Origin of the sequence: Myxococcus dinghuensis, assembly GCF_024198235.1 — a bacterium.
Lineage (GTDB): Bacteria > Myxococcota > Myxococcia > Myxococcales > Myxococcaceae > Myxococcus > Myxococcus dinghuensis.
Map to the genome: position 1 here is coordinate 30,521 of NZ_JAKCFB010000022.1, position 26,959 is coordinate 57,479.

19 protein-coding genes are annotated in these 26,959 nt (G+C 71.4%); 8 read left to right on the plus strand and 11 right to left on the minus strand.

Going from position 1 to position 26,959, the window contains the following annotated elements; translation table 11 throughout:
* Nucleotides 1-5: 5 nt before the first annotated feature.
* The 7 genes from LZ198_RS26090 to LZ198_RS26120 all read right to left on the minus strand — a co-directional run bounded on the left by LZ198_RS26090 (nucleotide 6) and on the right by LZ198_RS26120 (nucleotide 8,383).
* On the minus strand, nucleotides 6-899 hold the full coding sequence (locus LZ198_RS26090) for an STM4011 family radical SAM protein (RefSeq protein ID WP_253974769.1): 894 nt from the start codon (nucleotides 897-899) through the stop codon (nucleotides 6-8).
* The gene (locus LZ198_RS26095; protein WP_253974770.1) at nucleotides 896-2,209 is read right to left on the minus strand and encodes an STM4012 family radical SAM protein; all 1,314 of its coding nucleotides are present in this window, start codon (nucleotides 2,207-2,209) and stop codon (nucleotides 896-898) included. The genes LZ198_RS26090 and LZ198_RS26095 overlap by 4 nt, the downstream gene beginning before the upstream one ends.
* An 11-nt stretch (nucleotides 2,210-2,220) precedes the next feature.
* Complete coding sequence (locus tag LZ198_RS26100) at nucleotides 2,221-3,015, minus strand: STM4013/SEN3800 family hydrolase (protein WP_253974771.1); 795 nt, start codon at nucleotides 3,013-3,015, stop codon at nucleotides 2,221-2,223.
* A complete protein-coding gene (locus LZ198_RS26105) occupies nucleotides 3,006-3,767 on the minus strand; it encodes an HAD family hydrolase (RefSeq protein WP_253974772.1) in 762 nt (253 codons plus the stop codon). The genes LZ198_RS26100 and LZ198_RS26105 overlap by 10 nt, the downstream gene beginning before the upstream one ends.
* Nucleotides 3,768-3,793: 26 nt before the next feature.
* A complete protein-coding gene (locus LZ198_RS26110) occupies nucleotides 3,794-4,936 on the minus strand; it encodes an LOG family protein (protein ID WP_253974773.1) in 1,143 nt (380 codons plus the stop codon).
* Nucleotides 4,937-4,965: 29 nt separating this feature from the next.
* A complete protein-coding gene (locus tag LZ198_RS26115; RefSeq protein ID WP_253974774.1) occupies nucleotides 4,966-5,925 on the minus strand; it encodes a L,D-transpeptidase family protein in 960 nt (319 codons plus the stop codon).
* Nucleotides 5,926-6,124: 199 nt separating this feature from the next.
* Complete coding sequence (locus tag LZ198_RS26120; RefSeq protein ID WP_253974775.1) at nucleotides 6,125-8,383, minus strand: AAA family ATPase; 2,259 nt, start codon at nucleotides 8,381-8,383, stop codon at nucleotides 6,125-6,127.
* A gap of 433 nt (nucleotides 8,384-8,816) precedes the next feature.
* Here LZ198_RS26120 and LZ198_RS26125 point away from each other — a divergent pair, with 433 nt between their 5' ends.
* The 5 genes from LZ198_RS26125 (at nucleotide 8,817) to srmL (ending at nucleotide 13,850) form a co-directional block, all read left to right on the plus strand.
* Nucleotides 8,817-10,079 carry a heparin lyase I family protein gene (locus LZ198_RS26125; protein ID WP_253974776.1) on the plus strand — a complete coding sequence of 421 codons (1,263 nt, stop codon included), beginning with the start codon at nucleotides 8,817-8,819 and terminating at the stop codon, nucleotides 10,077-10,079.
* 91 nt (nucleotides 10,080-10,170) lie between these two features.
* The gene (locus tag LZ198_RS26130) at nucleotides 10,171-10,488 is read left to right on the plus strand and encodes a putative quinol monooxygenase (RefSeq protein WP_253974777.1); all 318 of its coding nucleotides are present in this window, start codon (nucleotides 10,171-10,173) and stop codon (nucleotides 10,486-10,488) included.
* 1 nt (nucleotide 10,489) lies between these two features.
* Nucleotides 10,490-11,656 carry an iron-containing alcohol dehydrogenase gene (locus tag LZ198_RS26135; protein WP_253974778.1) on the plus strand — a complete coding sequence of 389 codons (1,167 nt, stop codon included), beginning with the start codon at nucleotides 10,490-10,492 and terminating at the stop codon, nucleotides 11,654-11,656.
* A gap of 39 nt (nucleotides 11,657-11,695) precedes the next feature.
* A complete protein-coding gene (locus LZ198_RS26140; protein ID WP_253974779.1) occupies nucleotides 11,696-12,433 on the plus strand; it encodes a dienelactone hydrolase family protein in 738 nt (245 codons plus the stop codon).
* 280 nt (nucleotides 12,434-12,713) lie between these two features.
* Nucleotides 12,714-13,850: a PheS-related mystery ligase SrmL gene (srmL, locus tag LZ198_RS26145; protein ID WP_253974780.1), complete on the plus strand. Its 1,137-nt coding sequence runs from the start codon at nucleotides 12,714-12,716 to the stop codon at nucleotides 13,848-13,850.
* A 21-nt stretch (nucleotides 13,851-13,871) separates the two neighbouring features.
* On the opposite strand, the gene LZ198_RS26150 is transcribed toward srmL, so the two are convergent.
* Both LZ198_RS26150 and LZ198_RS26155 read right to left on the minus strand, forming a co-directional pair.
* Complete coding sequence (locus LZ198_RS26150) at nucleotides 13,872-15,401, minus strand: pyridoxal phosphate-dependent decarboxylase family protein (RefSeq protein WP_253974781.1); 1,530 nt, start codon at nucleotides 15,399-15,401, stop codon at nucleotides 13,872-13,874.
* Between the two features lie 16 nt (nucleotides 15,402-15,417).
* Entirely contained in the window at nucleotides 15,418-17,028 is a 1,611-nt protein-coding gene (locus LZ198_RS26155; protein ID WP_253974782.1) for a xylulokinase, read from the minus strand.
* Between the two features lie 192 nt (nucleotides 17,029-17,220).
* Between LZ198_RS26155 and LZ198_RS26160 the strand changes: the two genes are divergently transcribed.
* Together LZ198_RS26160 and LZ198_RS26165 are read left to right on the plus strand one after the other, a co-directional pair.
* Nucleotides 17,221-18,717: a glycosyltransferase family 39 protein gene (locus tag LZ198_RS26160; protein WP_253974783.1), complete on the plus strand. Its 1,497-nt coding sequence runs from the start codon at nucleotides 17,221-17,223 to the stop codon at nucleotides 18,715-18,717.
* A 262-nt stretch (nucleotides 18,718-18,979) separates the two neighbouring features.
* Nucleotides 18,980-22,582 carry an Ig-like domain-containing protein gene (locus tag LZ198_RS26165; RefSeq protein WP_253974784.1) on the plus strand — a complete coding sequence of 1,201 codons (3,603 nt, stop codon included), beginning with the start codon at nucleotides 18,980-18,982 and terminating at the stop codon, nucleotides 22,580-22,582.
* A gap of 119 nt (nucleotides 22,583-22,701) precedes the next feature.
* Here the strand turns inward: LZ198_RS26165 and LZ198_RS26170 are convergent, their stop codons facing one another.
* Entirely contained in the window at nucleotides 22,702-23,910 is a 1,209-nt protein-coding gene (locus LZ198_RS26170) for an AI-2E family transporter (protein WP_253974785.1), read from the minus strand.
* A 304-nt stretch (nucleotides 23,911-24,214) separates the two neighbouring features.
* On the opposite strand from LZ198_RS26170, the gene LZ198_RS26175 reads away from it, so the two are divergent.
* Complete coding sequence (locus tag LZ198_RS26175; RefSeq protein ID WP_253974786.1) at nucleotides 24,215-24,535, plus strand: hypothetical protein; 321 nt, start codon at nucleotides 24,215-24,217, stop codon at nucleotides 24,533-24,535.
* Here LZ198_RS26175 and LZ198_RS26180 read toward each other — a convergent pair.
* Nucleotides 24,481-26,529 (minus strand): hypothetical protein, encoded by a 2,049-nt coding sequence (locus tag LZ198_RS26180; RefSeq protein WP_253974787.1) that lies wholly within the window; start codon nucleotides 26,527-26,529, stop codon nucleotides 24,481-24,483. The two genes, LZ198_RS26175 and LZ198_RS26180, sit on opposite strands and share 55 nt — an antisense overlap.
* Nucleotides 26,530-26,959: the final 430 nt, after the last annotated feature.

Here is a 26,959-nt window from a genome sequence, read left to right on the forward strand (position 1 = left end):
ACGACTCACGGGAGCCCGGCCCGCTCCGGCGTCGCCCTCCGCCACAGCGGCGTCGCCGGCACCCGCTCCAGGATTCCCGAGCCGAACACGCGGTCCAGCTCCAGGTAGTCCATGTGCACGTAGCCGATGTGACAGCCGCACGTCGCCTTCGAGCAGGGCCTCGGCTTGAGCGCCTCGTCGAAGTCGGGCGCGTAGATGTTGCCGATGGGCTCGTCGATGAAGTGGCACCGGCGCGCGGTGCCCTCGCCGTCCACGGAGATGACGGACTCGCCGCCCCGGCACGCGCGACCCAGGCTCGGGTGGCGCACGTTGTTCACCGGGAACAGCGGATCCACGGCGGTGAAGCGCGCCACGTCCTCCGGCGTATACGGCTCCTCCTGCCCGTCCTTCACCGCGTTGACCCAGAGGTACGTGTCCGCCGGCAGGTCGCGCCGCAGCGCCTCCGCCTCCTCGGCGAAGTGCTTGAACCCCACGACGCCCACGCTGTGGCGGACCCCCAGCGACACCAGCGTCTCGCACTGGGCCAGGAAGCGGTGACGCTTCGTCCACTCCGGGTGGTACGTCGCCCAGATGCCCAGCTTCTCCACGCGGCAGTCCCGCACCCAGTCCAGCCGGCACGACAGGTTCGTCTGGATGGCGACGCGCTCCACGTGCGGCAGGTGCGTCAGTCGCGCCAGCGCCTGCTGGTACACGGGCCAGATGAGCGCCTCGCCCCAGGGCGTGAAGAACACGGACACGGTGTCCTCCGCGCGCGCCTCCACCCACGCGAGGAACCGCTCCAGGTCCGCGCGGTCCTTGGCCAGCTCCTCGTCGCTCTGCTTCCACTTCCCGAAGGGACAGTACTCGCAACCGTAGTTGCAGCTGGACAGCGGCCCCCGGTAGAGCACGGTGAGCTTCATCGCCAGGCGTACTCCTGGGAGAGCGCGTGCACCGGCTCCGAGTGCAGCCACGGACCGATGAGGTCCGAGCGCTCCACCCCCGCGTCGGTGAGGCGCAGCACCTCCCCCTCGCGCCGGGCCAGCCCTCGCGACTCCAGCTCCGACAACTGCGGGAAGTCCTCCAGCACCTCGGTGCAGAAGCGCTCGCGGTACGCGGCCTGGTCCACCCCTTCCGCGAGGAGCGACAGCAGCATGTACCGCCGCCGCTGCTCGTCCCCGTCCAGGCGGAAGCCGTAGCCCACCTCGCCGAAGGACTCCGTCGTCCGCGCGCTGTAGGCGCCGATGATGGAGCGCACCTCGCGCGAGCCCACCGCGTACTCCGACGAGTAGTGCACCCGCCCCGTGTACGAGCGCGCGCCGCAGCCCAGCCCCACCATGCCGTCCTCCTGGCACCGGTAGATCGGCCCCCCCGCGTCCGGCGCGTGGCTCGCGCGGAACATGCGCATGGACACCTGCGTGTAGCCCTCTGCGCGCAGGAAGTCGCGACCCGCGCGGTACAGCGACAGGCGCAGGTCGTCCCACGCGCGCGCCTTCTTTCCCAGGAAGGTCAGCGGCCGGACGTAGAGCGGGTAGAGGTAGAGCTCCTCCGGACGGAAGCGCAGCGCCTCGCGGATGGAGAACAGGAAGCTGTCCACCGTCTGCCCCTCCATCCCGTAGATGAGGTCCAGGTTCAGCGTGGGGAAGTCCACGGAGCGGATGAGGTCCAGCGCCGCCAGCACCTGCGCCGTCTGCTGGGGCCGCTTCACCGCGGCCACCTCCGCCTCGATGAAGCTCTGGATGCCCATGCTCACGCGGTCCGTGCCGCGCGCGCGCAGCGTCCGCAGCTTCTGCGCGTCCACCGTCTCCGGCGACACCTCCACGGAGACGGGAACCTCATGCGGGGTCGCCCCGAGCAGCTCCGCCAGGTCGAACACCTTCTCCAGCCCGGCCACGTCGAGCAGCGTGGGTGTCCCGCCCCCCACCGCCAGCCGCGCGAAGCGCGCCGGCCCCAGCGCGTCCTTCACCCGCCGCGCCTCGCGCTCCAACGCCCCCAGGTACCCGTCCACCACGTCCTGCTTCGGCCCGGCCGCGGTGAACAGGTTGCAGAAGCCGCAGCGCATCTCGCAGAACGGCACGTGGAAGTAGAGGAACAGCGCGTCACGCCGCTCCTCGGCCCACACCGACTCCAGCGACAGCGCCGGCGTGAAGGGCCGGTAGGCCGTCTTGTGTGGGTAGCCATAGAGGTACGCCACGTAGGGCGACTCTCCGAGCATCTGCTCCAGGCGCGTCATGGTGCGGACTCTCACGGCAGGAGGAACTCGGCGTAGGGCACCGTATAGACCACCGGGTGCCCCAGCCGGTGACCGTTATAGCCGTCCTCGCCGTACGCCGTGCCATGGTCCGAGCAGAGGATGCAGAAGGCCGGCCCCCGTCGCCGCAAGGCCTCGAAGAGCGGTGGAAGCTGGCTGTCCACGTATTCCAGGGCCGCGGCGTGGGAGGCGCGCGAGTCCTCCTGTGCGCCGGGCAGGTAGTGGCGGTTGGGCTGGTGCAGGGCGGAGACGTTGATGAACAGGAACACCCGCTGTTCGCGCGGCAGGGCGTCCAGCCGGGCGACCGCCAGGGAGACCTGGTGCTGGGTGGAGCGCGGGTCGCGCACCCCCAGCTCGGGGGACCAGTGGCTCTCCGCGAAGAGGCCGGGCAGCACCCGGCCCAGGGGGTTGAGCCGGTTGAAGAAGCCCACCCCGCCGACGCACACGGTGTGGTAGCCGCGCCCCGCCAGCCCCGTGACGAGGTCCGGCGCGTCGAACACGCACGTGTCGGAGGCCGTCGTCTCGCTGCCCTCGAACCGCATGGCGAACGGCCGGGGGTGTCGTCCGGGCCGGGCCGGCGTGGGGAGGAACCCCGCGAAGAACGCATGATGCGCCGCGTACGTGAAGCTCCCGGGCGAGTGCCGCTCCTCCCACTGGCCGCCGGGCAGGAGCGCCGCCAGGTTCGGCGTCCGCCCCTGGGCGGCCAGCTCCACCGCCACGTCGTGGCGGAGCGTGTCCAGGGTGATGAAGAGCAGGTCGTGCGTGCCGACCACGGCATTCATGTCCATTGCGCGAGCACCGCGGCGAGGTCCCGGACGCGCGAGGTGATGCGCTCCAGGGTGAAGGTGGGAGGAGGGAGGGACTCTGGCCAGGTCCGGCCGTGGGAGACCCAGCAGGTGGCGAAGCCCATGTTCGCGGCGCCGACGATGTCCCGCTCGGGGTCGTCGCCGATGTGCAGCACCTCGGAGGGGTCGCGCTGCACGACGTCCAGCGCGGCGCGGAAGATGCGTGCGTCCGGCTTCTCCGCACCCACGTCTCCCGAATAGGTGCCGTCCGGCAGCCAATGGTAGAGGCCCGCGTGCAGCAGCTTCTTGCGCTGCATCGCGCCGGAGCCATTCGACACGAGTTGGACGGGCTGCCGCTTCGCCACCTCGCCCAGGAGCGTCACCAGCTCGGGGTCCCCCCGCACGAACGTCGGCAGCCCCTGGTAGATGTCCCACCACAGCTCCTTGGGGGGCAGGCCCAGGCCCGGGAACGCGGCCACCACGTCCTCGCAGAAGACCTGGCGGTCGCGGTGTCCCCGCCCGTCCAGGGCATGGATCCTGGCGAGGTCCTCCGTCCGCCGCTCGACGGGGAACACCTGGGGATACCGGGCCATCAGCGCCTCGAGGTACCGGTGGAACGCCCCGGCCCGGTCCACCAGCGTGTCGTCGATGTCGAAGAACAGGGCCCTGGGACGCGCCGGCCCGTACAGCCCGAACGCGCGCGGCGTGTTCATCCAGCGCTTGTCCTCGTAGTGCCTGCTGCGCTTGCGTCCCATCCCGCTCCCGTCCTCGACGTCGCGACTCACCCCGCGAGCTGCGCGCGGTCGTACTCCACCAGGGCCCGCATGACGTCCTCCCGGGAGTCCGTCAGCAGCAGGTAGCGCGCGTAGTCCTGCCCCTGGGCAAGCTGCGCCAGGAGCGGGTACACCGGACGCGTCTGGGTCCAGAACTCACGTCCCAGGAAGATCATCGGGCTGATGACGCCCACGCTGTTGTAGTGGTTCTGACACGCGTCCTGGAAGATCTCCTGGATGGTCCCGGCGCTGCCGGGCGCGTAGACGATGCCGCCCCGCGCGATGGTCAACAGGCCGTCCTCGCGCACGCTGTTGGCGAAGTACTTGGCGATGTGCGTGGCGAACGGGTTGGGCGGCTCGTGGCCGTAGTGCCACGTGGGGATGCCCAGGCTCGCGCAGGCCGGCAGGTCGCCAGGCCCCAGCGGGAAGGCGGCGCGCACGTCGAAGGCCCGGGCCAGCCACTCGCGGTCCGTGTAGCTGGGGGCCCGCGCGAGCATGCCGAGCGCCGCGTCGAGCTCCGCCTCCGAGCGGCGAGCGAACCACGCGCCGACGTGGGTGGCCTCCATCGCGCCGGGCCCGCCCCCGCTCACGAGGAAGAAGCCCGCATGGGTCAGCTCCCGCGACAGCAGCGCCACCTCCCGGTAGTCCGACGCGCCCCGCTTCATCGAGTGGCCGCCCATGATGGCCACCACCTTGCGTAGAGGGCCGGACGCGGCGAGCAGGTCGTCCACCGCGTCGGTGATGGCGTGGTCGTGAAGGCGCTGCGCGAGCGCCTCCAACAGGGTCGGCGGCGTGCCCCGTCCGTGGGCGGCCCAGTGCTGGTACACGCGCGCGTCGGGCGTGTCCGCGTAGGACTCCGGCCGCGCCGGGTCGAAGCCCGCGTAGAGCTCCTCGGGGGTGTAGAGCGCGCCGCGGTACGGGTGATACGGCAGACCGGAGATGGGTGGGAAGACGAGCGCCCCGTGAGCGAGCGCGGCCTGGAGCGCCTCCTGCTCCAGCTCACAGCCGAGGAACACCGTCCCCGCCAGCGCGACGGCGCTCAGCTCCCGGGTGTACCTGCGCAGGTCCAACCCCTGGATGACGACGTTGGACAGACTCGCCCCCTCGCGCAGGTGGCGTTCGAAGGCGTCGATGGATTCGAGCTCGAGCACGCCCGGAGGATTCCATGCCTCGGGCTCCGCTAGAAGAGGACAACCATGGCGCCGGGCGACAACCGCGCGTAGAAGGCCGTCAGGTCCCGCAGGTGCAGCACGATGCAGCCCCAGGACATCCGCCCGGCCGTCTCGGCCAGCTCCCACTCGTGGGCCCAACCGTGGAAGCCGATCCCGCTGCCCAGGCGGGTGGACGCATCCGTGTCCTTCCGCGCCGTCCACGCCGTGGTGATGCGCGCCCGCGCCCGCTCGTCGAGCCAGCCCCGGGCCACGCCCCTCCGGGCGTCCCAGGCGTTCGGGTAGTTCAGTCGCATCCAGTGGCCGCCGTAGTAGGCGCCGTAGGGGCCCGGCATCTCCCCGCGCGCCTTCTGCGTCACGAAGTACATGCCCACGGGCGTGCGGTTGTCCCCCCGCTCGACCTTCGCGCCGGGCGCCTGACCGAAGCCCACCTCGAGCCGGAGCCGCTCGCGCCCCCGCTCATAGAGACGGAGCTGGTGGTGCGCGTGGGAGACGAGGACGAGCGTGGCTTCCTCGGCGGGCAGCAGCAGCTTCGCGCGCTCGGACGCGAACCGGACGGCCTCCGCCTGCGAGAGGTCGCGGTCCGCGCGCAGCACGAGCGAGGACTTCCCCGTGCGCCCCACCCTGCCGAGCACCTGCCCCCGCTCCACACGCGCCCCCGCGCGGACCTCCACCGCCTCGAGGCCCGCGTAGGCAGTGCGTGCGCGCAGCAGCGCGTGGTTCTCGTAATACAGGTGCTCCACCACGACGCGTCCCGCCTCCGCCTCGACGACCCGGCCCCGGGCGAGCGCGGACACGGGCGTGCCGCCGCGAGCACGAGACAGGTCGGGAGGCACCGCGAACCCCTCCGCGGGAGGATGGGGAGGGCGCAGGTAGGCCTCGAAGGCGTCAGGCCCGGTGGACGTCGCGAGGGACGTGGAGCCGCTCAGCAGGAGGAACAGCAGCGCGAGTCGGGGCGAGGAGGCGAGCACGCAGCGGTGGACACTCCTCCTCCGAGGACGGTTCCGTCAACGACGTCCGAGCTGGCTCGCCGAGGCGAGGCACTGGAGCACCTCCAGCGAACGAAACGGGGTGGGCATGCCCCGCCACTTGCCATCAAGCTGGCTCGCTGAGGAGAGGCCCAGGAGCACCTCCAGCGAACGAAACGGGTGGGGATGCCCGCCCTTGCCGTCAACGGCGCGCATCGAGGGCGCGTAGCGCGGCCTGCGCCTGGAGCAACTCCGGTCGGGCCCCGGCCGCGGCGGCGTCCTGCGCCGCCAGTTGGAGCTGACGCGCCGCCTCCTCACGCTCCCCCAGCCTCAGGTGCGCGCGGCCCAACGCACAGCGCAGGAGTGACTTGAGCTTCCGGTCCCCCAGCATGCTGGCGAGCTGGAGCCCCCGTACCGCGTCTTCCTTCGCCAGCTCTGGCGCGTCCGCCTGGCTGTGGAGGAGCGCCAACCCGTGGTGGGTGTAGGCCATGCCCCCGCGATCTCCCGTCCGCGCCTTCAAATCCAACGCGAGCTGGAAGAAGTGGACGGCCCGTTCACGGTCCCCCGCGCGGGCGTACGCATCCCCCAGGTTGAACAGCGCGGCGGAGTGCTCCCACGTGTCCCCCGCGCGCTCGGTCCAGCGGAGCATCGCCGCGTATTCGGTGGTGGCCTGCTCCGGTCGCCCCTGCCCCATCAGCGCCGTCCCCCGGGCCCGGTGGATGGCCGCCTCCACGCTCGCCCTCGCCGGCCCCTCCTGGAGCGGCACCGCGGTCAACCCCGCGCTCGCGGCCGTCAGCCGGGACTCCGCCTCGTCGTACCGCCCCAGCATGCACAGCGACAACGCCCCGAGCGCGTGCAGCGCCGCCGCGGGGAGCCGGGCCTCCACGGCCACCTCGACCGGGACCGAGGCCACCAGCGCCACCACCTCCTCGGGACGCCCCAGCGACAGCACCACCGAGGCCAGCTTCTGCAACCGCCGCAGCCGCTCCGCCAGCGCCGCCGCGTCGTCCGACACATCCCCGAGAAGGAGCGCCTGCCGCCAGGCGGCCTCCGCCTCCACCCGCGCCCCCGCCAGCCGATGCGCGTCCCCCAGCGATTCCCAGAGCGCACGACACCAGCGGCCCGAGGGCTCCGGCTCCAGCGTCGCGGCGACCTCCAGCGCGAAGCGGTACACGCCGATCGCCGCCGTCGACTCCAGGGCCGCGAGATACCAGCGGGCGACCTCCGCCAGGTGCGGCAGCGCGCGCTCCGGCGTCTTCGCGTCGAGCCAGTGGCTCACCACCACCGCGCAGGCCCGCCGTCGCGCGGGCTCGGGCAGCGCCTCGTACGCCTCCGCCGCCTGTCGATGCAGCGCGAGCCGCGCCTCCTCGCCCCACACCTCGTCCAGCCCCGGCCCCCGGGCGCCCCACACGTAGCGGCCCCCCGTCACCGGCCTCAGCCACCCGCCCACCTCCAGCGAGGCCACCGGCGCGAAGCCACCCGCCAGCGCCCCCAGCACGGCCCGGGGGAAGCACGGCCCCAACACCGAGGCCCGCTGGAGCACCTCGCGCCGCGTCGCCGGAAGCGCCGCCAGCCGCGCGGCCGCCACCGCCGCGGGCGAAGCAGGCAACGGCACGCTCGGGTGCTCCTCCAGGAAGGCCAGCGCCTGGAGCAGCCAGAGCGGATGCCCCGCCCCCACCTGCAGCAGGGCGTCCCGCGCCGCGCCCACGTGCAGGCGTGTCCCCACGAGCGCGAGCGACTCGTCGAGCGTGAGCGGCGCCAACTCCAGGACCTCCGCGGGAGCCGGCACCGGCGCCGCGCCCGTGGAGCGCTCCAGCACCAGGACGAGCATGGAGGCGTGCGCCAGCCGCGTCACCAGCACCTCGACGATGGCGCGGCTGAGCGAATCCGCGTGCTGCCAGTCCTCCAGCACGAGCAGCCGAGGCAGGTTCCGGGGCAGCAGCGCGTGACAGAGGGCGTCCATCAACGCGGTGCTCTCCGCCGACACACTCGCCGGGATGCCAGGCCACTCCCGCCCCTCCACGAAGGCCGCGACGCGCTCCACCTCCGCGCTGGACATGCGGCTGACCCCGTCCACGGGGCGCAGCGCCCGGGTCGCCTCGAGCAGGTCCAGGAAGGGCCCGGCCGGAGTCCCCGGGAACGCCAGCGCGCTCCCCTCCCACAGCTCGAAGCGCCCCTCGCCACACGCCTCCACCAGCGCGTCCTTGAGCCGCGACTTGCCCATGCCCTCCACGCCCGTCAGCCACACGGCGCGCCCCAGCCCGCGGCGCGCCTCGTCCGCGCACCACTTCAGCCGCTCCAGCGGGGCCACCCGGCCCGCGAGCGGCGGCTGACAGGCGGGCCCCCCCCACCGCCGCGCATGCGTCCCCGAGCGCGCCGCGAGCGCCGCGCGCGGGCACGTCGACGAGCCTGGGGGAAGGCGTGTCCCGCAGGCGAGGCACACGCCCGAGGAAGGCGTCATGGGCACCTCCGCAAGAAGCTCGTCTAACGCTCCACGCTTGCTCGGCACCTCGCGCCACGGGGTGGTGGGAGTGTGCGGTATCCATCTGCACGCTCGCTCCCCGGACATCCGTGGAAGCACCGGCCACGCGCCGCGTGACGCCAAACCCTCACACTCCGCGCCGCCCCGGCACCAATGGCAGACATTTCCGCCGACACAGGCTCCGACACGACTGCCAGTGAATGAGTCGCCGCTTCCTGCTGAGCAAGCAGGCACGAAGTGATGTGTTGAATACGAAATAAAAGTCGGGGATGCTTGTCCTCGTCGCAACGCGGCAACTCCCTCGCCGCGACCTTGGAGAAGACCCCGCAAAACCCAAACAACGGCCCGTCGCGTGAGCGACCGGACCTCACTCCCCGTCTGTCTGTTTTTCAAATCCCCCAGAGGTTCCCACATGAAGAAGTCTCTTCTGCTGGCCAGCGCACTGCTCGGCCTGGGTAGCGTCGCTTGCGGCGCGCAGGACGTCGCAGAGCTCGGCGAGGCCCCCGCGGGCATGGAGGGCGACATGGAGGCGATGGACGTCTCCGCCACGGCGCTCGCCGCGACGAGCTGCTCGCAGCTCACGGCCGCCTCCGTCATCGCCAAGGGCAACGACGGCAACCTGCCGGCGAACACGATGGACGACCGGCTCGACACGCGCTGGAGCATGCTCGGCAAGGGCGCGTGGATCGACTACGACCTGGGCGCGGTGAAGTCGCTGTCGGGCATCGCCATCGCCTGGCACGAAGGCAACACGCGCACCAACACGTTCAACGTGTCCGTGTCGCCGGATGGCTATACGTACACGCAGGTGTACAACGGCAAGAGCAGCGGCAAGTCGTCGTCCGCGGAGACGTACACCTTCCCCAGTGGAACCAGCGGCCGGCGCATCCGCATCACCGTCATGGGCAACACGCTGAACGAGTGGGCCAGCATCTCCGAGGCGCGCGCCTGCGGCACCACCGTGACGACCCCGACCCCGACGCCGCCCAGCGGCGCCAGCGTGGTGTGGGTGGGCGACTTCGAGACGGGCGACCGCAGCCAGTGGACGCGCGCGCAGATGGTGAGCTCGGACCGGCTGGCGCTGGTGGCCTCGCCGCGTCGCCAGGGCACCTACGCGCTCAAGGCGACGGTGAAGAAGGGGGACGACCCCATCAACTCCAGCGGCAACCGCAACGAGCTGGTGCGCATGACGCGCGAGGCGGTGGGCTCCGAGTACTACTACCGCTGGAGCACGATGTTCGACAGCACGTTCCCCAGCGCGAAGACCTGGCAGTTGTTCACCCAGTGGCACCAGGAGAGCGACACCGTGGGCGGCTCGCCGCCGGTGGAGTTCTACGTCAACGGCGAGGAGATCCGCCTCAACATCGGCGGCAACCCCGGCACCATCGTCTGGACCACCCCGCTGGTGCGCGGCAAGTGGCTCGACTTCATCTTCCACGTCCGCTGGTCGTCGGACTCGCGCGTGGGCTTCGTCGAGCTGTACTACAACGGCAAGCTCGTGTTGCCGAAGCGTTACATCGCCACCCAGTACTCGGGTCAGCTCAACTACCTGAAGGTCGGCCTGTACCGCAGCGACACGGTCACCCAGACCGGCATCGTGTATCACGACGGCTGGGTCATGGCCCGGAAGCTCGAGGACGTGCTCGACCCGACGGCCGTGCTCAAGGCCCCCTGAGCCGTCAGGCGCTGTAAGGCACCCCACACGTGCCCTCCTCCGGGCCGGCGTCGCGTCCCCACGCGGCCCCGGCCCGGAGTAGTTTCCGGGCATGTCCAACAGCCTGCGGGTCGTCCATGTCCAGGTCCACGTGAAGCCCGAGCACGTGGACGCCTTCCTCGAAGCCACGCTCACCAACGCGCGCAACAGCGTGAAGGAGCCGGGCATCGCCCGCTTCGACGTCATCCAGGACACGGAGGACCCGACCCGCTTCGTCCTCGTCGAGGTCTACCGCACGGCGGAGGCCCCGGCGGCGCACAAGGAGACGGCGCACTACCTCGCCTGGCGTGACGCGGTGACGCCGATGATGGCCGAGCCCCGCACCAGCCGGAAGTACGTCAACCGCTTCCCCGACGACGCGGGGTGGTGACGTGGGGACGACCTCCTTCGAGTTCGCCACCGCCACGCGCATCGTCTTCGGCCCCGGGCGGCTGGCCGAGGCGCCCGACGTGGTGCGCGGGCTCGGGGGCCGCCGCGTGCTGCTCGTCACCGGCAAGGACCCCACGCGCGCCCACGGCCTCGCGGACGGCCTGCGGGCCCGGGGGCTCGACGTGTCGTTCTTCCCCGTCGAGGGTGAGCCCACCGTGGAGGTGGCCCGCGAGGGCATGGCCGCGGTGGAGGGGCATGACGTCGTCGTCGCCTTCGGTGGCGGCAGCGCGCTCGACGCGGGCAAGGCCATCGCCGCGCTCGCCACCAACGGGGGCGACCCGCTCGACTACCTGGAGGTCATCGGCGCGGGCCGGGCCCTCACACGGGAGCCCCTGCCCTTCGTCGCCATCCCCACCACCGCGGGCACCGGCTCCGAGGTGACCCGCAACGCGGTGCTGGGCTCGCGTCAGGCGCGGGCGAAGGCCAGCCTGCGCAGCCCGAGCATGCTGCCGCGCGTGGCCCTGGTCGACCCGGACCTGCTCGTGGGGGTGCCCCGCGCGGTGCTCGTCCACAGCGGCATGGACGCGCTCTCCCAGCTCATCGAGCCGTTCCTCTCCGCCCGGGCCACGCCGCTCACGGACGCGCTGGCGCGCACGGGGATGTTCCACTCCGCCCGGGCCTGGCGGCTGCTGTCGCGTGGCGACGAGGCGCCGGATGCCCGGACCCGCGAGGACCTCGCGCTGGCCAGCCTCCTGGGCGGACTGTGCCTGGCAAACGCGGGCCTGGGCGCGGTCCACGGCTTCGCGGCGCCCATGGGCGGCATGTTCGACGCGCCCCACGGCGCCGTCTGCGCCGCCCTGCTCCCCGCCGTGCTGGAGGTGAACCACCGCGCGCTGACCGAGCGCGTCCCGGACCACCCCGCCCTGCCCCGCTTCCGCGAGGTGGCCGCGGTGCTCGCCCAGGACGACGCCGTCACGGGCGAGGACGCCGCGCGAATCACCCGGCGCCTGTGCGCGACGCTGCGGATCCCAGGCCTGGGCCACCACGGCCTGACGCGTGAACAGCTCCCGACGCTAGTGGAGAAGGCCCGGTCCGCCAGCAGCATGAAGGCCAACCCCCTGACGCTCACCGACGCGGAGCTGACGGAGATCGCCACCCTGGCCCTGTGACGTCAGGGCCAGCCCCTCGAACGAAGCAAGAGGACCCCCATGGAAGACATCGACCTGCCGACCCCTGATGGCGCGATGGACGCGAAGCTGTTCCAACCCGACGGGCGCGGCCCCTGGCCCGCGGTCATCATGATGCCGGACGCGGGCGGCATGCGGCCCGCCTTCGAGCACATGGCGCGGAGGCTCGCAAACGAGGGCTACGTCGTGCTCGTCCCCAACGTGTTCTACCGCGAGGGCCACACGGCCAAGCTCCAGTTGGTGGGCTCGTTCTCCGACGAGGCCTATCGCCGGCGCATCTTCGCGCTCATCGGCACGTTGACGCCCGAGCGCCTGCGCGTCGACAGCACCGCGGAGCTCGACTTCCTCGCGAACGACCCCCGCGTCAAGGGCCCGAAGGTGGGCGTCGTGGGCTACTGCATGAGCGGTTCGATCGCCCTGCGCATGGCGGCGGACCATCCGGCCGTCATCGCGGCGGCGGCCTCCAACCACGGCGGGCGGCTCGCCACGGACGCCCCCGACAGTCCGCACCGGCGCGTGGGCGACGTCCGGGGGGAGCTGTACTTCGGTCACGCGGACCAGGACGGCTCCATGCCGGCGGAGGCCATCCAGCAACTGGAGGCGGCGCTGAAGCAGGCCGGCGTCCGCGCCCGCTCGGAGCTGTACCCCGGCGCGAAGCACGGCTACGCGGTGGAGGACTCCGCCGCCTACGACAAGCAGACGGCGGAGCTGCATTGGCAGCGGCTCTTCGACCTGTTCGGCCGGACGCTGAAGGCCTGAGGCGCCGCCGCCCCCTTGCATCGCGAGGGGAGGCGGCGTTATCTCTGCACCATGCTTCGCGTCGTGGGTGCTCATCGATTTAGCCGCCCCCCGGCTCCCTTCGGGTGTCGGGAGGCCGTGCTGCACTGAGCGCGCACGAACCTCTCACTGGCGAACCGCCGTCCGGCGCGACGCCCACCCGCAAGCCGCCGGGGGGGCATCCGAGGCCGGCGGCGCAGGGCGGCCCTCCCGCCCCGCGTCCCGGAAACCCTCCGTTTCCACCGCTTCCGAGAGGTTCTCCATGTCGTCCCCTTCGCCTTCCATCCTCAGCGCCGAGGAGCTTCGGCGCGCCCTGTCCGTTCGTGATTTGACCGACCCCGCCCTGGGCGAGCACGCGATGCAGCGACTCGTCGAGTCGACCCTGGAGGCCCTGCGCGCCGCGTGGGGCTGTGAGGTCCGGCTGCATCGCCAGAGTCCCGTCGTCTCCATCTCCGACAACTACGACCGGCTGCACTACCCGCCCGGGGGCGCCGCCCGGGACGCCCGCTACACGCGCTACGTCTGCGACACGGCGCTGCTGCGCACCCAGACGTCGGCGATGATTCCCGGGCTGCTCCGGCGACTGGCCACCGAGCCCCCGGCGGACGTGCTGCTGGCGTGTCCGGGGCTCGTCTACCGGCGGGACTGCATCGACCGGCTGCACACCGGCGAGCCCCACCAGATGGACCTGTGGCGCCTGCGTCGGGGCCCCCCCCTGACGACGCGGGACCTGCGGGACATGATCTCCACCGTGGTGGAGGCGGTGCTCCCAGGCCGGGAGGCACGGCTGACCGACGCGACCCACCCCTACACCACCCACGGACTCCAGGTGGACGTGCGCGACGGTGACGGGTGGGTGGAGATCGGCGAGTGCGGGCTCGCGCTCCCCGCCCTCATCGAAGAGGGTGGCCTCGACGGAAGCGGCGTCACGGGCCTGGCCATGGGCCTGGGGCTGGACCGCATCCTGATGCTCCGCAAGGGACTGGACGACATCCGCCTCCTGCGCTCGCGCGAGCCGCGCATCCTCGCGCAGCTCCAGGACCTGGGCCCCTACCGGCCGGTGTCCGCCATGCCGGCGGTGCGCCGGGACATGTCGCTCGCCGTGGACGCGCAGCAGACACCCGAGGAGCTGGGGGACACGGTGCGCTCCGCGCTCGGCGCGAGGGCGGAGCTGGTGGAGAGCGTGGAGGTCCTCTCCGAAACGCCCTACGCCGAGCTCCCCGCTGGCGCGGTGAAGCGCATGGGCGTGTCGCCGGAGCAGAAGAACGTGCTACTGCGGGTGGTGCTGCGCGCGCTGGAGCGCACGCTCACCCACGAGGAGTGCAACACGCTGCGGGACGACATCTACGCGGCGCTGCACCGGGGCCGCGTGTCGGAGTGGGCCGCCCGGCCGCGATGAGCCCGGGGCGGCCCCGGAGGCTCACACCTTGTAGAGCAGGTCCATGTACTTCTTGAGCAGGTCGCTCACGAGGCCACGGAAGGGGACGGCGGCGGCCATGCCGTAGACGGGCGCCATCGTCCCCTGCTCGCCGGGGTTCGCCTTCACGTACTCCACCGCCGCGCGCAGGTCCTGGAGGAACCGCTGCGCCACGCCCGGCTGCGCGTGGCGCAGCGTCACGCACAGGTGGACGGCGGCGGGCTTGTGCAGGCCGTTGAGGCTCCAGCCCCGCTCGCCCATCCGCTCCATCACCTTGAAGATGTCCAGCGATGGCGAGCCGAACGCGATGACGAACAGCGGGTCCCCCAGCACGTGCAGCTCCGGAATCGCGCGGATGCCCTGCTTGAGCGTGTCCGCCGTCTCCAGGATGCGGCGGGTGGCCTCCAGGTAGCCCTGCTCGCCCATGCTCACCAGCGACGCCCAGGCCACGGCGATGAGCGCGCCGGGCCGGCTGCCGGAGAAGGTGGGCGAGAAGTAGATGCCGCCGGGCCACTCGGTGGCGGTGAAGTACTGGTGCGAGCGCAGCTCCGTCCCCCGGTACAGCACGACCGACGAGCCCTTGGCCGCGTAGCCGAACTTGTGTGTGTCCGCGGACATGGACGTCACGCCCGGCAGCCGGAAGTCGAAGGGCGGCACCTCGTACCCCAGCTTGCGCGCGAACGGCAGCACGAAGCCGCCCAGGCACGCGTCGGTGTGGAAGCCCAGGCCCTTCTTGCGCGCCAGCTCGGACAGCTCCGCGATGGGGTCGATGACGCCGTGGGGGAAGCCGGGCGCCGAGCCGACGAGGAGGATGGTGTTGCGGTTGAGGGCCTTCTTCGTGGCGGCCACGTCCGCGCGGTAGTCCGGCCCCACGGGCACGCGCACCATCTTCACCCCGAAGTAGTGCGCGGCCTTGTCGAACGCGGGATGCGCGCTGGACGGCGCCACCATCTCCGGGCGGGTGATGCCCCGCTCGTCGCGGGCGTAATCGCGGTACGTCTTCACCGCGAGCATGATGCTCTCCGTGCCGCCGGAGGACATGGCGCCGCAGATGTGCTCGGCCTGGGGGCGGCCCGCGTTGGCGGCGTCGGCGCCCAGCATGTTCGCCGTCATCGCCACGACCTCCGCCTCGAACTTGGTGGCGCTGGGCCACAGGTCGGCGTGCAGGGGGTTGCTCTGTGAATGCAGCCCGTAGACGCGGTTGAGGAAGTCGATGTGCTCCGAGTCGCCGTTGTACACGGCGCCGGACACCTTGCCGTCGCGCCAGCGCAGCTCCTCCTGGGACTCCAGCGCCTGCATCTCGCGCAGCACCTCCTCCCGCGAGCGCCCCGTCACCGGCAGCCGGTCGAACGTCGACATCTTCCCCCGGTAGGGCTTGAGGCTGCCCTCCAGCTCTCCCATCAGGGTGTCCGTCTCCTTCGACAGGAGGTCGCGCACCACCGGCACGGCCTTGAGGTAGCGCTCCGCCACGGACAACAGGCGCGGTGGGACGTGGTTCAACAGGCGCATCGACTTCGGGTCGGGCAGTGCCATGTGGGGCTCCTCGACGTCAGGCGCTCCGCGCGCCGTTGAGGCGCGCGAAGATGGCCTTGTTGCTCTTGTAGAGATTGACGAACTCCCGGAACAGCGTGTCGTACATCGCGCGGTTCCTGGGGTCCGGCTCATAGGTCCGGGCGATGGGGACGAGCGACGGAATCTCCTCCACGGACAGCTCACCGAGCGCCACCGCCGCCTGGAACGCGGCGCCCCGCGCGTTGGCCAGCACCGGCTCGTCCACCTGGTGGATGGCCCGCCCCAGCACGTCCGCGTGGATCTGACACCACAGGGGCGAGCGCGCGCCGCCGCCGATGATGCGCATCGAGTCCAGCCTGCGCCCCACGAACTGCTCCACGTACGTGAAGAGCCAGCGCGAGTTGTAGGCCACGCCCTCCATCACCGCGCGCACCAGGTGGGCCCGGGTCGTCTTCAGCGACTGGTTGAAGAAGCCCCCGCGCAGCGTCTTGTCGTCCACCGGGCTGCGCTCGCCGTTGAGCCAGGGCATGAAGATGAGCCGGTCGCTGCCCGCGGGCACCTTGCCCGCCTCGCGCTCCATGCGCTGGTAGATCTCCGCCGAGTCGTCCTCCACGCCATGGGCGCTCGCGCCGTCGCCATAGAGGATGTTGTCCTTGAGGAAGCTCAGGCAGATGCCGGCGGACTCCTGCTCGTTGGCCAGGAGGTAGCGCCCCGGCAGCGCGGAGGGCACCGAGGCCATCTGGTGGAACAGGTCCGTCTTCTTGTACGGGACGTGGCAACTAAGCCACGAGGACGTGCCCACGCACAGGTGCGCCTCGAGGTCCCGCACCGCGCCGGAGCCCACCGCCGCGGCGAGGATGTCCGGCGCCCCCGTCACCACGCGCACGTCCTCGCCCAGCCCCAGCGCGCGCGCCGCCTCCGCATGGAGCGGCCCCAGCACCGTGGCCGCCGGCACCAGCTCCGGCAGCTTCTCCCGGTGCACGCCGGACAACCGGACGAGCCGCGCGTCATAGCCGATGCGGCTCAGCTCGCGGTTGTCCGTCACCCAGTGCAGGGTGATGGAGTCGTGCGAGGCCGCGAAGCGACCGGACAGCCGCAGGTTGAGCCAATCCTTGGGCTCCAGGAACTTGTAGGTCGCCCGGTACACGTCGGGCCGCTCCGCCTGGAGGAAGAGGATGTGGCCCATCGGGTCCTTGCCGGACAGGCTCGGCGCGCCGCCGGTGAGGCGGATCCACGTCAGCAACTGGCGGAGGCCATAGCCCTCCACCGGGATGAGCCCGTCCGCCACGCGCTGGACGTGCTTCGCGCCGCGCGAGTCCATCCAGATGAGCGCGGGACACAGGGGCCGGCCCCGCTCGTCCACCGCCACGGTGCCGGACCACTGGGCGCTGCAGTTGACGCTGACGATGTCCCGCGCGGACACCTTCCCGGAGCCGAGGAGCCGGCGCGTCCCGCGGACGATGGCCGCCCACCACGCCTCCGGGTCCTGCTCCGCGCCCCCGTCCGGCATCAGGTCCAGGGGCAGCGGCTCCACCTCGCCTCCGAGGATGCGTCCTCGCAGCGTGACGGCGGCCAGCTTCACCGCCGAGGTGCCGAGGTCGATGGCCAGGATGGACTTCTCGCCTGCGTGGGACACACGGCCCTCCATGCCAGGGTGACGGGAAACCGCCGACAGCGCGCCCGGACTCTAGGAAGCGCGCGCGGGCCCCTGCCATGAACAAGTCGGGGCAAGGGCGCTTTTCTGAACGCCTCGCCGCCTTCCTCCCACACCGCGCCCGCGCCACGCGTGGGGTGAATCGCGCCGCCGCGGTGCTAGCGTGCGGCCCTTCCCGGGGGTGGCATGCGGCGATTCCTCGTCGGTGCGCGAGCGCTGTGGTCCCGACATCCAGTCGCGCTGGGTGTCGCGGTGACGTTCGTCTCGAGCCTGCTGCTGCGCTGGCTCTACCTCCAGGCCGCGCCGGACCGGGCCTGGCCCTTCTCCATCTTCTTCTACGGCGACTCGCGCTTCTTCCACGCCTACGCCCTGGACCAGGCGCGAGGCATCGAGAAGGCCGGCACCCTGCCCTACCACCCGCCCCTGTTCCCCTGGCTGTTGGGGGGGCTGTACCGCGTCCTCGGCGAGCCGAAGGGCGACGCGTATCCCTACAAGCTGTGTCTGGCCACCCTGAGCGCGGCGACGGTGGCGCTCAGTTGGGCCTGGTGGCGGCGGCTGTTGGGCACGGCGTGGAGCTTCCTCGCGGCGGCCCTCTTCGCGGCCAGCTTCGGCTGGCTGGTGCTCGCCACCACGTACAGCAACGAGGTGCTCTACGCGCTGTTCCTCACCGCGACCCTCGCCTGCGTCCTCCACGCGCGGGCCCGGCCCTCCTGGGGGCTCGCCGTGCTCCTGGGAGGACTCATGGGCCTGGGCTCGCTCACCCGCGCCGAACACCTCTATCTCTGGCCCTTCCTGATGGCCTGGGTCGTCCTCCAGCGGGGCGACACCCCCTGGGCCACGCTCGCCACACGCTGGGGGGCCGCGGCGCTCGTCTGTGCCCTGGTGCTCGCCCCCTGGGCCACGCACAACGCGCGGGTGCTGCGCGACATCAACGCCCGCACGCCCACGCTGGAGCCCCTGCCGGAGCTGGCCCCCGTCACCGTCTATGGCCCCATCAACTTCGCCATGGCCAACCACGCCGGCGCCACGGGCGGCTTCACCCCGGACTCCGTCAACCAGCTCGGCCAGGACGGCTTCCTGGACGTGGCCAATCCCTCGCAGCGCCACCTGCTGCTGCACGGCTACGCGGTGGGCCTCGCCTGGATGCGCGAACACCCGGCCGACGCCACGCGGCTGTGGCTCTCCAAGCTCGAGCGCTGGGTGGATGGACTCAACCTGGGCCTGGGCGCCTCCAACCTCCCGACCGGCCTGAGCGGGACGCGCGCGCCGGTGGACCTCTTCGTCCCGGAGGGCGCCTGGCTCAAGTGGCCGCTGCTCGCGCTCCTGGTCGCGGGCGCCGCGCTCTCCGTCCTGCGCCCGTGGAGGGACTTCAGCCTCCTGACGCTGGTGGTGGTCCACCGCGCCCTCATCACCCTCGCCTTCTTCGGCTACACGCGGGGCCTGCTCACCATCTTCCCCGCCCTGCTGCCGCTGCTGCTCCTGCCGCTCGTGGCCCTGACTCGCTCGCGGCCCGCGCTCGCCGTCCGCGTCCCCGCGCTCGCCACGGCGCTCGTGCTGCTCGTCTGGGTGGAGGCGGGCGCGCTCGCGCTCGGCGCGCCCCGGGGCTTCATGGCCAGCGGCAGCACCGACCGCACCAGCGGCAAGCTCATCCAGGATGACTGGGTGCGCATCTGGCCGCGCTGAATCCGGACGCCCCTGTCAATAAATTTCGATGAGCATGGCACACTTCCGCTCTGTGCGCCATTGTTCAATTCACATGGAGTATGCCCCAGTGTTCGCCAGTCAACACTCCTGGACCTCGTTTTTCCTGGGGATCTGATTTGAAGTGAATGGCTGGGAATAAGGCATATTCATTTCTCCGAACGGTCTCAGTAAGGCGTGTGCGGGCTCCGTCCGGAGCCACCTCGGGTTCGTCCCCCTCGGGGTCCCCTTAGAGGAGAACCGCATGCGCCACACCAAGGTGTCAGCAGCATGTCTTGCCCTGCTCGTATCGGCGACGGCGTGGGCCCTGCAGCCGCCAGCCGCGGGCCAGAGCGCCATCGCCAGCAAGGCCTTCTTCAAGCCGGAGCTGTACCTCCCCATCCAGAACACCCCGTTGGCGACGGCGACTCGGAACATGAGCGCCGTGAGTGCCAACCGTTGGGATGACTTCTTCGCTCGCAACGGCAAGGATTTCCGCGTCTACATCGACCCCCGCACGGGCACGCCGTCGTCCGTCGAGGGCTCCATCCCGCTCATCCCGGGCAATGGCTTCCGCAACAACGTGTCGCTCGACGGGGTGCGCGAGGCCATTGGCCGCTCCGTGGCGGACGTGGACGCCACCGTCGTGGGCGACCTGGTGCTCAAGTTCATCGCGGACAACCAGGCCGCGTTCAACGTCGACCTGATGCAGCTGGGCGAGCCCCGCGTCACGCGCATCAACGAGAACCTGTGGCAGTTCCACGTGGGCCAGGTGGTCAACGGCGTGCCGGTGAGACACGCGCGCATCGCGGCCACCATCAGCCACGGCAACCTCATCCTCATCGGCACCGAGTCCTGGGCCAACGTCGACGTCAGCACCCGCCCGGGCTTGACCCCGGACGAGGCGCTGATGGTCGGCAACGGCTTCGTCGGGCTGCTCACCAGCCCCCAGGGCCTGTGGCAGCAGCCGACGCTGCGCATCGCCCCCATCGCGCCCCAGGGTGAGTCCTTCGCCGGCGCCATCGGCACCGGCTACGCGCACCACCTCGTCTACGAGTACGGCTTCCAGGATCCGGACGGCCAGCAGCGCTGGAAGGTGACGGTGGAGGCGCAGACGGGCGAGGTGCTCGCCATCGAGGACGACAACCACTACTTCGAGGCGCAGATCACCGGCGGCATCTACCCCAGCACCAACATCGACGCGTGCGCGGCCAACACCACGTGCGGCACCATCCAGCCCAACTCGCCCATGCCCTGGGCCAACACCGCCCAGGCCTCGCCCGACAACTTCACGGACGGCGCGGGCGTCTTCAACTACAGCACCGGCGCCACCACCACCACGCTGGCCGGCAAGTACGTCCGCATCGCCGACAGCTGCGGCACCGTCAACGTCTCCAACCCCCTGGGCGGCAGCCTGGACATGGGCAGCGGCGCGCTCCACGACTGCAACGTCCCGGCCTCCACGAGCACCCGGACCACCTCCGCCGGCAACACGTCCGCGTCGCGCTCCAGCTTCTACGAGCTGAACAAGCTGGCCGAGCAGGCCCGCGGCTACCTGCCGTCCAACACCTGGCTGACGCAGCAGCTGCCGGCGAACGTCAACATCGGCAGCACCTGCAACGCCTTCTGGAACGGCTCCTCCGTCAACTTCTACCGCAGCGGCGGCGGCTGCCGGAACACGGGTGAGATCGGCGCCGTGTTCGACCACGAGTGGGGCCACGGCCTCGACAACTTCGACGCCAACGGCGTGCTCTCCAACTCCAGCGAGGGCTACGCGGACATCGCGGCCATCTACCGCCTGCAGACCTCCTGCGTGGGGTACGGCTTCTTCCACACCCTCGACAACGGCTGCGGCCCGACGCCGGACGGCCTGAGCATGAACCAGAACGAGACGCAGACGGGCAGCCCCAAGTGGTGCAACCTGCGCTGCTCCGGCGTGCGCGACGCGGACTGGGCGGCCAGCGACGACGGCGCGGGCAACATCAACCCGCCCGCCACGCCGCAGAACTTCGTGTGCGGCCGCTGCAGCAGCGGCTCCGGCCCGTGCAGCCGCCAGGTGCACTGCGCCGCGTCCCCCGCGCGTCAGGCCGCCTGGGACCTGGTCAAGCGCGACCTGCCCACCCGCCACGGCTACGACGACAACACCTCCTTCATCGTCGGCAACAAGCTGTTCTACCAGGGCAGCGGCAACGTCGGCGCCTGGCACGCCTGCAACTGCACCGGCGGCACGTCCGACGGCTGCGGCACCACCAACGGCTACATGCAGTGGCTGGCGGCGGACGACGACAACGGCAACCTCGCGGACGGCACGCCGCACATGCAGGCCATCTTCGACGCGTTCAACCGCCACAACATCGCCTGTTCCACCCCGGCGCCGACGACCGCGGGCTGTGCCGCCGGTCCGAATACCGCCCCCACCCACACCGCCACCCCGGGCGACAGCCAGGTCACCCTGAACTGGTCCACCGTCACTGGCGCCAGCCAGTACTGGGTGATGCGCACGGAGGGCTTCGCCGGCTGCGACTTCGGCAAGGCGAAGATCGCCACCGTCACGGGCACGACCTACACGGACCAGGAGGTCGCCAACGGCCGTGGGTACTGCTACTCCATCGTCGCGGCGTCCTCGAACGCCTGCTACAGCCCGGCGAGCACCTGCTCGTGCGCCACGCCCGCGTGCTCACCGCCCGGCAGCACCACGCTGACCACGCCGGCCAACGGCGCCACGGGCGCGGAGCTGGCCACGGTGCTCGACTGGGGTGACGTGTCCGGCGCCTCCACGTACGAGGTGCAGGTCGCCACCAGCTCCACCTTCGGCACGGGCACCATCGTCGCCTCGGCCACGTCCCTGGTGGGCAGCACCTGGACGGTGTCGCCGTCGCTGAACGTGAACACCACCTACTTCTGGCGCGCCCGCGCGAACAACTCGTGCGGCGGCGTGGGAGCCTGGTCCTCGACCTTCTCCTTCACCACGCGCGGCTGCACGACGCTGGCGGCGCCCACGCTGTCGATTCCGGCGGACGGCGCCACGGGCGTGGGCCTCAACGCCTCGCTCGACTGGTCCGACGTCGCCAGCGCGTCGACCTACCAGGTCGACGTGGCCACGGACGCGGCGTTCACCAACATCGTCCGCACCGCCACCGGGCTGACGGCCAGCAACTGGACGGTGACGCCCGCCCTGGGCAACACCACCACGTACTTCTGGCGCGCCCGGGCCGCGGACGTGTGCGGCGTCAGCGCCAACAGCGCCGCGCGCAGCTTCACCACCACCAACATCTGCACGCCGACGCTGGCCACGTTCGACACCGTGCGCAAGGTGCCCACGTGCGGCAACGTCTGCGGCTGCGACACCGGCACCACGCTGGTCAACGGCCGCGGCACGATGACCGGTGGCGTGGAGCAGAACCAGCCCAACACCATCAACTCGTCGTGCGCGGACGGCACCACCGGCACGTTCCACTCCGACGAGAGCATCGACCGGGTGGTCATCAAGACGGTGGACAACGGCCCGTTCGCGGTGGGCAAGCAGGTCACGGTCGAGGTCACGGTCTGGTGCTGGGGCACGACCGACAACTTCGACCTCTACTACACGACCAACGCCTCCACCCCGTCGTGGACGGCGCTGACCACCAACAACACGTGCACGGGCGGTGGCGCGGCGCGGACGTTCACGCACACGTTCACGCTGGGCGCCACGGCCGGCGCGCACGCCATCCGTCCGCAGTTCCGCTACGGCGGCACGGCCAGCTCCTGCACGTCCGGCAGCTACAACGACCGCGACGACATGGTCTTCACGGTCGGCGCCTCCGTGGCCGCCGTGGAGTCCAAGGCGGCCACCTCGCAGGGTCGCTCGGCGCCCGCCGGGCGCTAGGTGACACCCGGCGTCCCCTCGGCCTCGCCACGGGGCCGGGGGGCCCACGCCGTCTCACCTCACGCCTGACGTGAGCTCCAAGGGCTCCCGGTCGACGAGACCGGGGGCCCTTCTGGTTTTCAATGGGTCCGGGGGGCGGGCGGCTCCTCGCCGTGCGCGTCCTCGTCGTGCCTGGGCGGTCCGGCCTCCTGCGTGGGCGCCCCGAGCGGCCCGGCGAACAGCAGGCCCTCCTCCACCGCGCCCCGCCCCACCTTGTGCCCGGCGTGCTCCCGCTGGTGGGCCTTGTGCCAGCGCGCCTTGCGCTCGCGCAGCACCTCCTGGATGAGCACCTGCGCGGCGGCGGCCAGGGGCACGGCGATGACCGCGCCCAGGAGCCCCGCCAGCGCTCCGCCGGACAGCACCACGATGGAGATGAGCAGCGGGTTCATCTTGATGGCCCGCCGCTGCACCATGGGGCCGAGCACGTTCGACTCCAGTTGCTGGTAGCCCATGAAGATGAAGAGTGCGACCAGCGCCGAGCGCAGCCCCACGGTCGCCAGCGTGGTGAAGCTCACCAGCAGCGCGCTCACCACGCTGCCGATGTACGGGATGACCCCGAGCATCATCACCGCCAGCCCGAGCGCGAGGAAGAACGGGACGCCCTGGATGAGCGCGACGGTGGCGGCCACCGTCCCTCCCATGGTCATCAACAGCAGCGTGCCCGCGAGGTAGTTGCCCACGGCCTCGCGCATGCGCGCCACCAGGTGGCGCACCCGGTGCTGTCGGCGCGGGGGGACCCACTGGAGGATGCTCTCGTAGAGGTCCCTTCCGAACAGGAGGCTGAACACGGTGAGCGCCACCACGGTGACGCCCGCGGCGATCAACGCCAGGGTGGAGGACAAGACGTCGATGGCGCGCCCCGCCAGGTCCGTGGGCTCGAAGCGCAGCAGGTCCTCGGCGTGCAACGAGACGCCATAGCGCGCGCCCAGCTCCTGGAACCAGCGAGACTGGGAGAGCCGGTCGATGAGCCCGGGCATCGCCTGCACCAGCGCCTCCAACTGCTTGACGAGCATGGGCACCAGCGTGCCCACCAACAACGCCATCAGTCCGAGCAGCATCAGCGCGACCATCGCCACGGCCAGTCCGCGCCGGAGCCCCCAGCGGACCAGGCGACGGACCAGCAGGTCCAACGCGAGCGACAGCAGCAGCACGACGGCGAGCAACGTCAGGATGGGGAAGAGCTGCCGGACCACCAGCCACACGACGGCCAGCAGCAGCACCTGCAGCCCCACCGCCCAGACCGTGCGCGCGGGCACGTAGACCGGGAACTGCCGACGGGTATCCTTCATCTCCGCCAAGGTAGGAATGAGCGCACGAAGGGGCAGGCGTCCCAGGGCGCGTGGGTGTCATCCACGAGCGAAAAGTCCGCCATCCACCAGTCGCCCGGACGCTCCGCCGAGGAGCACCCGACGGGGCAGGCTCCCGAGCGACGGGCCTCACTCCGGGGTAGGTACCGCGCTCCGAAAAGGGACCCGTGCGATTGGGGTGCCGTGGCCCCACCCTTCCGTACGACGGGCGGGAAGCGCAACACCGGCGCTCCTTGTCCGATAATCTTCAAGTTGGACTGGACGCGTTTCGCAGGAGGGCGCCGGGATGTGGATCGAAGCCATCGTCATGCCCCGGGAGCAACCTCGTCCCCCCGCGCGCCGGGGAGGCAGGCGTTCGCTCGAATCCTCGGTCGTCCTGGACCGGCGGGTGGCCCATGCCCGCGCCAGCGAGGAGAGCCGCCTGTTCCGAGAGCAGGTGCTCGAGTTCCTGCGCGAGCACCAACTGATGACCGGCGTGCGTTGGATCAGCGAGCCCGGTCAGTTCCCCCTCGTGACGCTGCACTGCACCCGCGCGGTGCTGGAGCAGTTGCGTCACGAGCCCGCGTTCGACGCGGGCCTGTCCATGCCCCTGGAGCTGCTGGGCTGAGGCTCGCGCCCGCCCAGGTCCCACGCCCCGTCATGCCAGAACGACTGGGCCCACAGCGACTCGACGTCGGGGAACTCCGGGCCGTCTGACAGCGGCAACCCGAGCGCGTCGGCGAAGGCGAGGTCGTAGTCGAGGAAGCAGTCTCGCAGCCCTGCCTCGACGCGCTCCGGGTACACCGCGAACGGCACGAGCGTCTCGTCGCGGGAGATGGCGAGCAGTTGCCGGGCCACCACCCTCCCACGGGAATCGCGCGCATAGAGGACACGCTTGTTGGCGTCCAGCACCGCGCTCACCGCGGAATAGTCGCAGAGCCCGTTGAGGGCCAGGCAGGAGCCGACGTGGGTCCCCAGCCGCAAGGCCTCCAGCGGCTCCTGTTCGAGCGCGAGCGTCACCGCCCCCATCCCAGGCACCTCCCTACGCACCGTCAATCCACGCAGCCACAGCGCCTCGTCGACGCGGGGGTGTCGCAGGAACCAGTCTCGCGACAGGGGATGGTGGCGGACCGGGTCGCTGGTGCCGGCGAAGTAGCGCGCGAGGAACCGACGGAAGGGCCGGCGGTTGTCCTGGAGGAGCGCCGCCATCCGGAGCGCGTGCTGGACCACCGGCTCCCGAGTATCCGCGGTCAGCGTCCCACGCAGCCATCGCCAGCATGCGCGCACGAGGAGCTGGAGACGCAAGCGAGGCAGCTCCGACGCCGCGACCTGGAGTGCCCGCGCCTGCTGCCCCGGCGACAGCACACGCGCCTGCGTCCACGCGAGTCGGGCCTTCCTCGGGAAGGGGTTCTCCAATCCCTCGGAGGAGAAGGCCCGCGCGAGGGTGGCCCCATCGACCTCCGGCGCGGTGAATGGATTCTCGCGGACCCAGGGATGCTGGGCGAACTCCACGAGGAGCGCCCGGGCGTCCGCGGCTCGCAGCGTCCCCACGAGGGCGGCGCTCCGGGCCAACAGCTCCGGGTTGGACCCCCAGGCGTCGAGGACCAGGTCGCTGGCGTGCTCCATCATGACGGAGATCCCCTGCCAGACGAGGGCCCCCTGGTTCTCGTCGACGCAGCAGCGCTCGAACCGACGGAGCACCCGCTCCGGTAGCGCCAGGAGGCGCTCGCGGACCCTGGCCTCGGGATGGTGGAGCAGCGGCTCCACGGCCTGGGGGAGCTGACTCCGCGGGAGGAAGGGAGGACGGCGACACCGCTCGGCGAGCACCAGGACCGCGCTCACGCACTCCTCCGACGCCGACCAGGGTTCGGCCTTGTTCGGGGACGCGACGAGCCAGTGGACCCATTCGATGCAACGGGCCTGGTGCTCGGGAGGGACTCGCTCCAGCAGACCGAGCAGGCGCGGCAGCATGGTCCGCGCGCGCCGCCACCGTCGTCGCCCGACGTCGACCGGGACCGAGTCACTCCAGAGCGTGGTCAGCAGTTCGGAGAACCGCCCTGCGGCCTCCACCGTCAACGAGCGCCAGGGGATCGACTCGAGGCTCGCTCCGAATCCCGGCAGCGCTCCGCACAGCCGCCAGAGGATTCCGAGGTACGTGCCCAGGCACAGGCCGGGAGCCAACCGTGCCGCGAAGACATCGAGGCTCGCCTCTGGAACGAAGCCGCTCGCATCCGGCAGCAGGGGCGCGGCCCTTGTTTCCCAGGACTCCCAGCGGTTCAACAGGCGGAAGCCCGTGAGCAGGTAGTCCGCATCCAGCCCCATGGCGAGCCCCTCGAGGTAGCGCACGCGCCACCCGGGCCTCGACGCGACCTGCGGCTCGATGGCCAGGTCATAGGCTCGCGCCTCCAGCCCCGGAACCCTGGCGGTCCGCAGCGCCGACAGGAAGGAGACCTGATCCCCGGGAGGCAGCGCCGCGGCGACCTCCAGCCACGCCAGCCCCGCATCGGCTCCGCGCGCACGCAGCGCTTCGGCGACCTCCGCGAGGAGGTCCGGCTGAGACTCGAAACCGAGGCGCCCCCGCAGCGCCAGCAACCGTCCGAGACTTCCGGGCCGGCCGTCCACGAGAAGGGCCCCCAGCCAGAGGTAGCATGGCGGGGGTTCGTTCCCTCGCGGGTCGGGGGCCTCATGATGATAGGCCCACCAGACATTCACACGCGATGACTTCCCGAGTGCATCGATGACTCGATTCGCGCCCCCTCGCGAGAAGCCCTGCGCCACGAGGCGAGTCAGGGCCTCGTCGAGGTGGTCGCGGAGCGACTCCAACAACTGGGGGAGCGACTCCCGTCGCAGCAGATATGGCTGGAGGTTCAGCGACGGGGGCGTCGGCTGCTTCGGCGGTTGATGAATGGTGCCCCGGTAACCACGTGGGTGGGCCGCGGTCCTGCGAGGCCGCTGGGGAGGTGGGAGGAGCCACGGGTGCGGCAGCGCGCGCCCTCGTGCCGGGGGCTCGCCGGGGAGTGTCCCCAGCATGACACGCAGGACATGGACCAAC